10 protein-coding genes and 1 other annotated feature are annotated in these 13,798 nt (G+C 40.4%); all 10 genes read left to right on the top strand.

Annotated elements, in window-relative coordinates:
• Positions 1-15: 15 nt before the first annotated feature.
• Positions 16-708, top strand: a complete 693-nt coding sequence (gene rplA, locus LMD38_RS25665) for a 50S ribosomal protein L1 (RefSeq protein ID WP_002020168.1) — start codon at positions 16-18, stop codon at positions 706-708.
• 49 nt (positions 709-757) lie between these two features.
• Positions 758-901 (top strand) — a sequence feature (ribosomal protein L10 leader region).
• A gap of 39 nt (positions 902-940) precedes the next feature.
• The gene (gene rplJ / locus LMD38_RS25660) at positions 941-1,441 is read left to right on the top strand and encodes a 50S ribosomal protein L10 (protein WP_000048716.1); all 501 of its coding nucleotides are present in this window, start codon (positions 941-943) and stop codon (positions 1,439-1,441) included.
• A 67-nt stretch (positions 1,442-1,508) separates the two neighbouring features.
• On the top strand, positions 1,509-1,868 hold the full coding sequence (gene rplL / locus LMD38_RS25655) for a 50S ribosomal protein L7/L12 (RefSeq protein WP_000159736.1): 360 nt from the start codon (positions 1,509-1,511) through the stop codon (positions 1,866-1,868).
• 76 nt (positions 1,869-1,944) lie between these two features.
• A complete protein-coding gene (locus LMD38_RS25650) occupies positions 1,945-2,544 on the top strand; it encodes a class I SAM-dependent methyltransferase (RefSeq protein ID WP_073531216.1) in 600 nt (199 codons plus the stop codon).
• 293 nt (positions 2,545-2,837) lie between these two features.
• Entirely contained in the window at positions 2,838-6,371 is a 3,534-nt protein-coding gene (gene rpoB, locus LMD38_RS25645) for a DNA-directed RNA polymerase subunit beta (protein WP_000147554.1), read from the top strand.
• Positions 6,372-6,408: 37 nt separating this feature from the next.
• Positions 6,409-10,020: a DNA-directed RNA polymerase subunit beta' gene (gene rpoC / locus LMD38_RS25640; RefSeq protein WP_000567938.1), complete on the top strand. Its 3,612-nt coding sequence runs from the start codon at positions 6,409-6,411 to the stop codon at positions 10,018-10,020.
• A gap of 113 nt (positions 10,021-10,133) precedes the next feature.
• Positions 10,134-10,382, top strand: a complete 249-nt coding sequence (locus tag LMD38_RS25635; protein ID WP_000121830.1) for a 50S ribosomal protein L7ae-like protein — start codon at positions 10,134-10,136, stop codon at positions 10,380-10,382.
• A gap of 114 nt (positions 10,383-10,496) precedes the next feature.
• Complete coding sequence (gene rpsL / locus LMD38_RS25630) at positions 10,497-10,919, top strand: 30S ribosomal protein S12 (RefSeq protein WP_001142340.1); 423 nt, start codon at positions 10,497-10,499, stop codon at positions 10,917-10,919.
• 29 nt (positions 10,920-10,948) lie between these two features.
• On the top strand, positions 10,949-11,419 hold the full coding sequence (gene rpsG, locus LMD38_RS25625) for a 30S ribosomal protein S7 (protein ID WP_001137493.1): 471 nt from the start codon (positions 10,949-10,951) through the stop codon (positions 11,417-11,419).
• Positions 11,420-11,625: 206 nt separating this feature from the next.
• The gene (gene fusA, locus LMD38_RS25620) at positions 11,626-13,704 is read left to right on the top strand and encodes an elongation factor G (RefSeq protein WP_000532231.1); all 2,079 of its coding nucleotides are present in this window, start codon (positions 11,626-11,628) and stop codon (positions 13,702-13,704) included.
• Positions 13,705-13,798 lie beyond the last annotated feature (94 nt).

Below are 13,798 nucleotides of genomic sequence, written 5' to 3'. Positions count from 1 at the left end.
GAGGAGGAAATAAAAATGGCTAAAAGAGGTAAAAAGTACGTAGAAGCTGCAAAGCTTGTTGATCGTGCAGCTGCTTACTCTGCAACAGAAGCAGTAGAATTAGTAAAGAAAACAAACACAGCTAAATTTGATGCAACTGTAGAAGCTGCATTCCGTTTAGGTGTTGACCCTAAGAAAGCTGACCAACAAATCCGTGGTGCAGTTGTTCTTCCACACGGTACTGGTAAAGTACAACGTGTATTAGTATTCGCTAAAGGTGAAAAAGCTAAAGAAGCTGAAGCTGCTGGAGCTGACTTCGTAGGCGATGCTGATTACATCGGTAAAATCCAACAAGGTTGGTTCGATTTCGATGTAGTAGTAGCAACTCCTGACATGATGGGTGAAGTTGGTAAACTTGGTCGCGTATTAGGACCTAAAGGTTTAATGCCAAACCCTAAAACTGGAACAGTTACTTTCGATGTAACTAAAGCTGTTAACGAAATCAAAGCTGGTAAAGTTGAATACCGCGTTGATAAAGCTGGTAACATCCACGTTCCAATCGGTAAAGTATCTTTCGAAGATGCTAAATTAGTAGAAAACTTCAGAACAATCGCTGACACTTTACAAAAAGTTAAGCCAGCTGCTGCAAAAGGTACTTACATGAAGAACGTAACAGTTGCTTCTACAATGGGACCTGGCGTACGTGTAGACGTTTCTACATTAGCGTAAATTTTGGAAGTTGACTTCATAAAGAAGTTTTAATATAATCATTTATGTTGTGAATTTAATTAGTGTACCGTAGACAGTAGGTGTCAATAGACTTAATTTCCTACCTAGGTGTTAATATACGAAGCGGAATTTTTTTCTGTGACTATATGCCTCCATGTCTACAAGTTGGGCATGGAGGTTTTTAGTGCACTTTCGGTACATCTTCTATATAATCTACAGGAGGTGTAATAACATGAGCAAAGTAATCGAAACTAAACAACAAGTTGTAACTGAAATCGCGGACAAACTTCGCGCTAGTAAATCTACAATCGTTGTTGACTACCGTGGTTTAACAGTTTCTGAAGCAACAGAATTACGTAAGCAATTACGTGAAGCTGGCGTTGAGTTCAAAGTTTACAAAAACTCTCTAACTCGTCGTGCTGCAGAATCTGCTGAAATGGCTGAGTTAAATGAATTCTTAACAGGACCAAACGCAATCGCGTTCAGTAACGAGGATGTAGTTGCTCCTGCGAAAGTATTAAACGACTTCGCTAAAGATCATGAAGCTTTAGAAATTAAAGCGGGCGTAATCGAAGGTAAACTTGTAACACTTGATGAGGTTAAAGCTATCGCTACTCTTCCATCACGTGAAGGCTTACTTTCTATGCTTCTTAGCGTTCTTCAAGCTCCAATCCGTAACCTTGCACTTGCTACTAAAGCAGTTGCAGACCAAAAGGAAGAGCAAGGCGCTTAATTTTTTAAAAGATAATTACGTATTATCGATAAAACAATACAAACCTATTTAAGGGAGGATATTTACAATGACTAAAGAACAAATCATTGAAGCAGTTAAATCTATGACTGTATTAGAACTTAACGACTTAGTAAAAGCTATCGAGGAAGAATTCGGCGTAACTGCTGCTGCTCCTGTAGCTGTTGCTGGTGGCGCTGGAGAAGCTGCTGCTGAGAAAACTGAATTTGATGTGGAACTAACTAGCGCTGGTGCACAAAAAATCAAAGTTATCAAAGTTGTTCGTGAAATCACTGGTCTTGGCTTAAAAGAAGCTAAAGAATTAGTTGACAACACTCCAAAAGTAATCAAAGAAGCTGCTGCTAAAGAAGAAGCTGAAGAAATCAAAGCTAAACTTGAAGAAGTTGGCGCTGCTGTAGAAGTTAAGTAATTAACTTTTGATGCTTTAAAAAAAGCTCGCTCTCATGCGAGCTTTTTTTTTAACTGTAAAGAAAAGAGGTGGCCATATGGCAGACCATTATTTTTCTAACGACCCTTCTAGTAAAAGTGATCGTAAGCGATGGGAATTTACGCTTCGTGGATCTCAATTTACTTTCTTATCTGACCGTGGGGTGTTCTCGAAAAACGAAGTGGACTTTGGTTCTCGTCTTTTAATTGAAGCGTTTCAAGTGCCAGATATTAAAGGTGACATATTAGACGTAGGTTGTGGATATGGACCAATTGGTTTATCGTTGGCGAAAGAGTTTCAAGACCGTAAAGTTCACATGGTGGATGTGAATGAAAGGGCACTTGAGCTTGCAAAAGAAAATGCCGCTAACAATAGAATTGGAAATGTGCACATTTTTCAAAGTAGCGTCTATGAAAATGTAGATGGTATGTATGCTGCTATTCTATCTAATCCTCCAATTCGTGCAGGTAAAGATATCGTGCATGAGATTTTAGAAAAAGCTGTAGAACATTTAGTTTCAGGTGGAGAGTTGTGGATTGTTATTCAAAAGAAACAAGGTGCACCATCTGCGCTGAAGAAACTAGAAGAAGTGTTTTCTGAAGTCGAAGTTGTAGAAAAGAAAAAAGGATATTATATCATAAAATCAAAAAAACGTTGACGGTTATTTTTGGCTATGTTAACATTATACAATGCCAATATATGATTTTCTGCGTTGAGAAAGATGTATATTTTTGTTTCTCTTGGAAAAGATAGTAAAATCAGCAGATTATGAAACAGAATGATGGTTTTCTTATAGAAGCCATTTTTCTTTTTTGAACAGGTAGAAAGACTCAACGTATTTATCTTTAAGAGAAAAAAGACTACGCTAAATAGCAGTAGTTGTATTTATTTGTGATTTTGCACAAATTTTTTTGTGCATTTATAATACTCATGATTTGAGGGGTGAAGCAGTTGACAGGTCAACTAGTTCAATACGGACGCCACCGCCAACGAAGAAGTTATGCCCGTATTAGTGAAGTATTAGAGTTACCAAATCTTATCGAAATTCAAACCTCTTCTTATCAGTGGTTTCTTGATGAGGGTTTGCGAGAAATGTTCCAAGACATTTCTCCGATTGAAGACTTTACGGGAAATCTATCGCTTGAATTTATCGACTACAGCTTAGGTGAACCTAAATACTCTGTAGACGAATGCAAAGAGCGTGATGTGACGTATGCAGCACCACTTCGTGTAAAAGTGCGTCTAATCAACAAGGAAACTGGTGAAGTAAAAGAACAAGATGTGTTCATGGGAGATTTCCCACTCATGACAGAGACTGGAACATTCGTAATTAACGGTGCAGAACGTGTTATCGTTTCCCAGTTAGTTCGCTCTCCAAGCGTATACTATAGTGGCAAAGTGGATAAAAACGGAAAACGTGGTTTTACTGCTACTGTAATTCCAAACCGCGGAGCTTGGTTAGAGTATGAGACAGATGCTAAGGATGTTGTATATGTGCGTATTGACCGTACGCGTAAACTTCCTGTAACTGTTTTGTTACGCGCATTAGGGTTTGGCTCTGATCAAGAAATCACCGAGCTTTTAGGTGATAACGAATACTTAAGCAACACATTAGAAAAAGACAACACAGATAGCACAGAAAAAGCATTGCTTGAAATTTATGAGCGCCTACGTCCTGGTGAACCACCAACAGTAGAAAATGCTAAGAGCTTACTTGTGTCTCGTTTCTTTGATCCAAAGCGCTACGATTTAGCAAATGTAGGTCGCTACAAGATCAACAAAAAGTTACACATTAAAAACAGATTGTTTAATCAACGTTTAGCTGAAACATTAGTGGATCCAGAAACTGGTGAAATTTTAGCGGCAGAAGGAACAATCTTAGATCGTCGTACACTTGATCGCATTTTACCTTACTTAGAGAAAAACATTGGATTCAAAACAGCGAAACCAATGGGTGGAGTGGTAGAAGGCGATGTTGAGCTGCAATCTATTAAGATTTATGCTCCTGAGTCAGAAGGCGAGCGCGTAATTAACGTAATTGGTAATGCAAATATTACTCGCGATGTAAAACACATCACACCAGGTGATATCCTTGCTTCTATCAGTTACTTCTTCAACCTACTATATAAAGTAGGGGATACAGATGATATCGACCACTTAGGAAACCGTCGTCTGCGTTCTGTTGGAGAACTATTACAAAATCAATTCCGTATCGGTCTTTCTCGTATGGAACGTGTTGTTCGTGAGAGAATGTCGATCCAAGATACAAATGCAATTACACCACAGGCATTAATTAATATTCGTCCTGTTATTGCATCTATTAAAGAGTTCTTCGGAAGTTCTCAGTTATCTCAGTTCATGGACCAAACAAATCCGTTAGCAGAGTTAACTCACAAACGAAGATTATCTGCATTAGGACCTGGTGGTTTAACGCGTGAGCGCGCAGGCTTTGAAGTACGTGACGTTCACTACTCTCACTATGGTCGTATGTGTCCGATTGAAACACCAGAGGGACCAAACATCGGTTTGATTAACTCATTATCTTCGTTCGCGAAAGTAAATGAGTTTGGTTTCATTGAAACACCATACCGTCGTGTTGACCCAGAAACTGGTCTTGTAACAGGGCATGTTGATTATTTAACAGCAGATGAAGAAGATAATTATGTTGTAGCCCAAGCGAATATGAAATTATCTGAAGAAGGAGAATTCCTTGATGAAGATATCGTAGCTCGTTTCCGTGGTGAAAACATTGTCACAAATAAAGAACGCATCGACTACATGGATGTATCACCAAAACAAGTAGTGTCGGCAGCGACAGCTTGTATTCCGTTCTTAGAAAACGATGACTCTAACCGCGCACTTATGGGAGCGAACATGCAACGTCAGGCGGTTCCGTTAATGAATCCGGAATCTCCGATTGTAGGTACAGGTATGGAGTACGTATCAGCAAAAGACTCAGGTGCTGCAGTAATCTGTAAACACCCTGGTATTGTTGAACGAGTAGAAGCACGTGAAGTTTGGGTACGTCGATATGTAGAAGTTGACGGTCAAACAGTAAAAGGCGACTTAGATCGCTACAAAATGCAAAAATTCATTCGTTCTAACCAAGGAACTTGCTACAACCAACGTCCAATCGTAAGTGTTGGAAATGAAGTTGTAAAAGGTGAAATCCTTGCGGATGGTCCTTCTATGGAATTAGGTGAACTAGCACTTGGACGTAACGTGCTTGTTGGTTTCATGACTTGGGACGGTTATAACTACGAGGATGCGATCATTATGAGTGAGCGCCTTGTAAAAGATGATGTGTACACTTCTATTCATATTGAAGAATATGAGTCAGAAGCTCGTGATACGAAGCTTGGACCAGAAGAAATTACACGTGACATTCCAAACGTTGGGGAAGATGCATTACGCAACCTTGACGAGCGCGGTATCATTCGCGTTGGTGCGGAAGTAAAAGATGGAGATTTACTTGTTGGTAAAGTAACACCTAAAGGTGTAACAGAATTAACAGCTGAAGAACGTCTATTACATGCTATCTTTGGAGAAAAAGCGCGTGAAGTACGTGATACATCACTACGTGTACCACACGGTGGTGGCGGTATTATCTTAGACGTAAAAGTATTCAACCGTGAAGATGGCGACGAATTGCCACCAGGCGTGAATCAACTTGTGCGTGCATATATCGTTCAAAAACGTAAAATTTCTGAAGGTGACAAGATGGCCGGACGTCACGGTAACAAAGGTGTTATCTCTCGTATTTTACCAGAAGAAGATATGCCTTACTTACCAGACGGTACGCCAATCGATATCATGTTAAACCCATTAGGGGTACCATCTCGTATGAATATCGGTCAGGTATTAGAGCTTCATCTTGGTATGGCAGCAAGATACCTTGGCATTCACATTGCAACACCAGTATTCGATGGTGCTCGTGAGGAAGATGTTTGGGGCACAATTGAAGAAGCTGGTATGGCAAATGACGCGAAAACAATCCTGTATGACGGACGTACTGGTGAACCATTCGATAACCGTGTATCTGTTGGTGTCATGTATATGATCAAACTTGCGCACATGGTTGACGATAAACTTCATGCTCGTTCTACTGGACCATACTCACTTGTAACGCAGCAGCCTCTTGGAGGTAAAGCTCAGTTCGGTGGACAGCGTTTCGGTGAGATGGAGGTTTGGGCACTTGAAGCTTATGGTGCTGCTTATACTCTTCAAGAAATCTTAACAGTGAAGTCTGATGATGTTGTTGGACGTGTTAAGACGTATGAAGCAATTGTTAAAGGCGAAAATGTTCCAGAACCAGGCGTTCCTGAATCATTCAAAGTATTGATTAAAGAGCTGCAAAGTTTAGGTATGGACGTTAAAATGATGTCTAGCGACGATACAGAAATTGAAATGCGTGATACGGAAGATGACGATGATCATCAATCAGCAGACAAATTGAATGTCGAAGTTGAGACAACTAAGGAATAATTGGGATAACCTGTAGACTAAAAGGGAGGTAGGCCCCTTGATAGATGTAAATAACTTTGAATATATGAAGATTGGACTTGCTTCACCTGACAAGATTCGTTCTTGGTCATACGGTGAAGTTAAGAAACCAGAAACAATTAACTATCGTACGTTAAAGCCTGAAAAAGATGGCTTGTTCTGTGAGCGTATTTTCGGACCACAAAAGGACTGGGAATGTCATTGCGGAAAATACAAACGTGTACGTTATAAAGGTGTAGTTTGTGATCGATGTGGCGTTGAAGTAACGCGTGCGAAAGTGCGTCGTGAACGTATGGGTCATATCGAATTAGCTGCTCCTGTATCTCATATTTGGTATTTCAAAGGTATCCCGAGCCGCATGGGACTTGTCTTAGACATGTCCCCTCGCGCGCTTGAAGAAGTAATTTATTTCGCTTCTTATGTTGTAACAGAAAGTGGAGATACACCACTTGATAAGAAGCAATTACTTTCTGAAAAAGAATACCGTGCATATCGTGATCGATATGGTAGCACATTCCAAGCTGCTATGGGTGCAGAAGCGATTAAAAAGCTATTACAAGACATCGATTTAGATAAAGAAGTAGACTTCTTAAAAGAAGAATTAAAAACAGCACAAGGACAACGCCGTACTCGTGCTATTAAACGTCTAGAAGTATTAGAAGCATTCCGTAACTCTGGAAATGAGCCATCTTGGATGATCTTAGATGTTCTACCAGTAATCCCACCAGAACTACGCCCAATGGTACAGTTAGATGGTGGACGTTTTGCTACTTCTGACTTAAACGACTTATACCGTCGTGTAATTAACCGTAACAACCGTTTAAAACGTCTATTGGACTTAGGTGCACCAAGCATTATCGTTCAGAACGAAAAACGTATGTTACAAGAAGCTGTAGACGCATTAATCGATAATGGTCGTCGTGGCCGTCCAGTTACTGGACCAGGTAACCGTCCATTAAAATCACTATCTCACATGCTTAAAGGTAAACAAGGACGCTTCCGTCAAAACTTATTAGGTAAACGTGTTGACTACTCTGGTCGTTCTGTAATCGTTGTAGGACCGAACTTAAAGATGTACCAATGTGGATTACCAAAAGAGATGGCGCTTGAACTGTTCAAACCTTTCGTAATGAAAGAGTTAGTTGAAAAAGGATTAGCACACAACATTAAGAGTGCGAAACGTAAAATCGAGCGTGTACAACCTGAAGTTTGGGACGTTTTAGAATCTGTGATTAAAGAACATCCAGTACTTCTAAACCGCGCACCAACACTTCACCGTCTTGGTATTCAGGCGTTTGAACCTACATTAGTAGAAGGTCGCGCAATCCGTCTTCACCCACTTGTATGTACTGCATACAACGCGGACTTTGACGGTGACCAAATGGCCGTTCACGTACCTTTATCATCAGAAGCACAAGCAGAAGCTCGTCTTCTTATGTTAGCGGCACAAAACATCTTGAACCCGAAAGACGGTAAACCAGTTGTTACTCCATCTCAGGATATGGTATTAGGTAACTACTACTTAACACTTGAGCGTGAAGGTGCAATCGGTGAAGGTATGGTCTTCAAAGATGCGAACGAGGCATTACTTGCATACCAAAATGGATATGTACATCTTCATACACGTGTTGCAGTAGCTGCAAGCGCAGTAAACAACGCAACATTTACTGAAGAGCAAAAGAGTATGCTTCTATTAACAACAGTTGGTAAATTAATATTTAACGAAATCTTACCAGAGTCGTTCCCTTATATTAATGAACCAACAAATTCAAACCTTGAAAAAGAAACACCAGCGAAATATTTCGTTGAAAAAGGTGCGAACATTAAAGAGATTATTGCTAGTCGCGAAGAAGTGGCGCCATTCAGCAAGAAAATCCTTGGTAACATCATTGCGGAAGTGTTTAAACGTTTCAAAATTACAGAAACGTCTCGCATGCTTGACCGTATGAAAAACTTAGGATTCAAGTACTCTACAAAAGCTGGTATTACAGTTGGGGTATCTGACATTCTTGTATTAGGTGAAAAAGATGAAATTCTCCACGAAGCACAAGCAAAAGTAGATAATGTAATTAAACAATTCCGTCGCGGTTTAATCACGGAAGAAGAACGTTACGATCGCGTTATCTCTATTTGGAGTAATGCAAAAGATGTTATCCAAGGAAAACTGATGAAATCCTTGAATAAACGCAACCCAATCTTCATGATGAGTGATTCCGGTGCCCGTGGTAACGCATCGAACTTTACTCAGCTTGCTGGTATGCGTGGTCTGATGGCCAATCCATCTGGTCGTATCATCGAACTTCCAATCAAATCAAGTTTCCGTGAAGGTTTAACAGTACTTGAGTACTTCATCTCTACGCATGGTGCGCGTAAAGGTCTTGCCGATACAGCACTGAAAACTGCCGATTCTGGCTACTTAACACGTCGTCTTGTTGACGTTGCACAAGATGTAATCGTTCGTGAAGATGATTGTGGAACAGATCGTGGTTTATTAATTGGTGCGATTAAAGAGGGTAATGAAGTTATCGAGTCATTATATGATCGTCTTGTTGGACGTTTTGCAAGAAAAACTGTAAAACATCCTGAAACAGGTGAAGTATTAGTTGCTGAAAATCAATTAATTACTGAAGATATCGCTCATATCGTTGAAAATTCGGGTGTTGAAACTGTAAACATTCGTTCAGCGTTCACGTGTAACACTCGCCACGGTGTATGTAAGAAGTGTTACGGTCGTAACTTAGCAACTGGAACAGACGTAGAGGTAGGGGAAGCGGTAGGTATTATCGCAGCTCAATCTATCGGTGAGCCAGGTACACAGTTAACGATGCGTACGTTCCATACAGGTGGGGTTGCCGGAGATGATATCACTCAAGGTTTACCTCGTATCCAAGAGATCTTCGAAGCTCGTAATCCGAAAGGTCAGGCAGTTATCAGTGAAATCGACGGTGTTATCGCAGCGATCAACGATGTTAAAGATCGCCAAGAAGTAGTTGTACAGGGTGAAGTTGAAACTCGTACGTATGCTATTCCTTACGGTGCTCGTCTGAAAGTAATTCCAGGACAGCAAATTAGCCACGGTAAAGAGTTAACAGAAGGTTCTATTGATCCGAAAGAATTACTAAAAGTAACGGACATTACGGCAGTTCAAGAATACTTATTACGTGAAGTTCAAAAAGTATACCGTATGCAAGGGGTAGAAATTGGTGACAAACACGTAGAAGTAATGGTACGCCAAATGTTACGCAAAGTTCGTGTAAGTGATGCAGGTGAAACAGATGTATTACCAGGAACATTACTAGATATCCATCAGTTTACTGATGCAAATGCGAAGGTGTTACTACAAGGTAAACAACCAGCAACAGCTAGACCTGTTCTACTTGGTATTACAAAAGCTTCACTTGAAACAGATTCATTCTTATCTGCAGCATCGTTCCAAGAAACAACTCGTGTCTTAACTGATGCAGCAATTAAGGGTAAACGTGATGAGCTTCTAGGATTGAAAGAAAATGTTATTATCGGTAAACTTGTTCCTGCTGGAACAGGTATGAATCGTTATCGCAAAGTGGATCTTGTTAAAACAACACAAGATGACATGAATGTAGAAAACGATGAAGTTTATGTGGAACAGTAAAATTTTCCGTCGTAAATTTTGTATAAAAACAGTTAATCCTAGTTGACATTGTATGAGTCAAAATGTTACTATAAGCAAGGTTGCTCCTGAACGATGCTTTGGAGGATATTTATATGTCTTATCAAAAAGTGTCAAATGCTGAAAATGTGGTCGTTGGTCATAAACGTACATTGGAAGCAATCAAAAATGGTATAGTTAAAGAAGTTGTCATTGCAGAAGATGCTGATATGCGGTTAACCCATGTTATCATTCGTACTGCATTGCAACATAACATACCCATAACAAAAGTTGAATCAGTTCGTAAACTTGGAAAAGTTGCGGGGATTCAAGTGGGAGCTTCAGCAATAGGAATAATAAGTTAAAACTGTTTTTGTGAGGAGAGAGCATTTGCTCTCCCTTGCAAAAACTTTGTTTTCAACTAATAATGAACCACCTGGATATGTGGTCATACAAACATGCGAAGGGAGGATAATCAAATGCCTACTATTAACCAATTAGTGAGAAATGGTCGTACTGATAAAGTATGGAAATCTAAATCACCTGCGTTAAACAAAGGTTTTAACTCTTTAAAGAAAAAATCAACTGATATCTCTGCACCTCAAAAACGTGGTGTATGTACTCGTGTTGGTACAATGACTCCAAAGAAACCAAACTCAGCGTTACGTAAATATGCTCGTGTTCGTTTAACAAATGGTATTGAGGTAACAGCATACATCCCAGGTATCGGTCACAACTTACAAGAGCACAGCGTAGTATTAATTCGCGGTGGTCGTGTAAAAGACTTACCAGGGGTACGTTACCACATCGTTCGTGGTGCGCTTGATACAGCTGGTGTTGACAAGCGTATGCAAGGCCGTTCTAAATACGGTACTAAAAAGCCAAAAGCGGCTAAGAAATAATAACTTTTTAATGAAAGGAGGAACTCAATATGCCTCGTAAAGGACCTGTTGCAAAACGTGACGTGTTACCAGATCCAATGTACAATTCAAAGCTAGTAACACGCCTTATCAACAAAATGATGGTTGACGGTAAAAAAGGTAAATCTCAAACAATTCTTTATAATGCGTTCGATATCGTAAGCGAACGTACTGGTAAAGAGCCAATGGAAGTATTCGAGCAAGCTCTTAAGAACATTATGCCTGTTCTTGAAGTACGCGCTCGTCGTGTTGGTGGTGCTAACTACCAAGTTCCAGTTGAGGTTCGTCCAGAACGCCGTACAACTTTAGGTCTTCGTTGGTTAGTAAACTACGCTCGTCTTCGTGGTGAAAAAACTATGGAAGAGCGTCTTGCTAACGAAATCTTAGATGCAGCTAACAACGCTGGTGCATCTGTTAAGAAACGTGAAGACACTCATAAAATGGCAGAAGCTAACAAAGCATTTGCTCATTACCGTTGGTAGGATACAACGTAAAATAAATGTAAGCATAGACCGCTTTATTTGTCGCTTATGGAAGTGTGGAGAGGGAGAATGCCTCTCCCTTTCAATGGCGCTCGTTTTACATAATGAGAGTACTGGACATACTGACATATGTAACAATATAAAGTGGCTTTTTTGCTACTTAAAATAAAAAATCCAATCCATATATGGAAGGAGCAAGACACCAAATGGGAAGAGAGTTCTCTTTAGAAAACACTCGTAATATTGGTATCATGGCTCACATCGATGCTGGTAAAACAACAGCTACTGAGCGTATTCTGTACTACACAGGACGTATTCATAAAATCGGTGAAACTCACGAAGGTGCATCTCAGATGGACTGGATGGAGCAAGAGCAAGAGCGTGGTATCACAATTACTTCTGCTGCAACTACAGCACAATGGAAAGGTCACCGTGTAAACATCATTGACACTCCAGGTCACGTAGACTTCACAGTAGAAGTAGAACGTTCTTTACGCGTACTTGATGGCGCGGTAGCAGTACTTGATGCACAATCTGGTGTTGAACCACAAACAGAAACTGTTTGGCGTCAGGCTACTACTTATGGCGTACCTCGTATCGTATTCGTTAACAAAATGGATAAGATTGGTGCGGACTTCTTATACTCTGTAGGAACAATCCACGATCGTTTACAAGCAAACGCACATCCAATTCAGTTACCAATCGGTGCTGAAGATGAGTTCAATGGTATCATTGACCTTGTTGAAGAATGTGCTTACATGTACGGTAACGATTTAGGAACAGACATTCAACGTGTTGAGATTCCTGAAGAGCACAAAGAACTAGCTGAAGAATACCGTGGAAAACTTATCGAAGCGGTAGCTGAGCTAGATGAAGAAATGATGATGAAGTACCTAGAAGGTGAAGAAATCACTGTAGAAGAGCTTAAAGCTGGTATCCGTAAGGCTACAACTTCTGTAGAATTCTTCCCAGTAATCTGTGGTTCTGCATTCAAAAACAAAGGTGTTCAAATTCTGTTAGACGCAGTTATCGACTACCTACCATCTCCATTAGACGTACCTGCTATTAAAGGTATCGTTCCTGATACAGATGAAGAAGTAGAACGTAAGTCTAGCGATGAAGAGCCTTTCTCAGCATTAGCATTCAAAATCATGACTGACCCTTATGTTGGTAAGTTAACGTTCTTCCGTGTGTACTCTGGTGTGTTAAACTCTGGATCATACGTGAAAAACTCAACTAAAGGTAAGCGTGAGCGTGTAGGTCGTATCCTACAAATGCACGCTAACAGCCGTGAAGAGATCTCAACAGTTTACGCTGGTGACATCGCTGCTGCTGTAGGTTTAAAAGATACTACTACTGGTGATACTCTTTGTGACGAGAAGAGCCTTGTTATCCTTGAGTCTATGGAATTCCCAGAGCCAGTTATCTCTGTAGCTATCGAACCAAAATCTAAAGCTGACCAAGATAAAATGGGTACAGCATTAGCTAAGCTTTCTGAAGAAGATCCAACATTCCGTGCTCACACTGACCAAGAAACTGGCCAAACAATCATCGCTGGTATGGGTGAACTTCACCTTGATATCATCGTTGACCGTATGCGCCGTGAGTTCAAAGTTGAAGCAAACGTTGGTGCTCCTCAGGTAGCATACCGTGAGACTTTCCGCTCTGCTGCGAAAGTTGAAGGTAAGTTCGCTCGTCAATCTGGTGGACGTGGACAATTCGGACACGTTTGGATTGAGTTTGAACCTAACGAAGAAGGTAAAGGATTCGAATTCGAAAACAAGATCGTCGGTGGTGTTGTTCCACGTGAATACATCCCAGCTGTAGGCGCAGGTCTTGAAGATGCACTTAAAAATGGTGTACTTGCTGGATATCCAGTAGTAGACATTAAAGCTGCATTAGTTGACGGATCTTACCATGATGTCGATTCATCTGAGATGGCGTTCAAAATCGCTGCATCTATGGCACTTAAAGCTGCGGTTTCTAAATGTAACCCAGTAATCCTTGAGCCAATGATGAAAGTTGAAGTTGTAATTCCTGAAGAGTACATGGGTGACATTATGGGTGACGTAACATCTCGTCGTGGACGTGTAGAAGGTATGGAAGCTCGCGGTAACGCTCAAGTTGTTCGCGCTATGGTTCCACTTTCTGAAATGTTCGGTTATGCAACGTCATTACGTTCTAACACTCAAGGACGCGGAACATTCTCTATGGTGTTTGACCACTATGAAGAAGTACCAAAGTCTGTTTCTGAAGAAATTATCAAAAAAAATAAAGGTGAATAATTGATTTTTATCGATTGTTCAAGTATAACTACTTATGTAAGCTTAGAAAGTGGGACGCAAGTTTCGCTTTCTAGACTAAATATAAAATAACCTA

It is taken from the genome of Bacillus pacificus (assembly GCF_020861345.1).
GTDB lineage: Bacteria > Bacillota > Bacilli > Bacillales > Bacillaceae_G > Bacillus_A > Bacillus_A pacificus.
The sequence above is the reverse complement of the archived record's forward strand: the minus strand, read 5'-3'. Positions and strand labels throughout refer to the sequence as shown.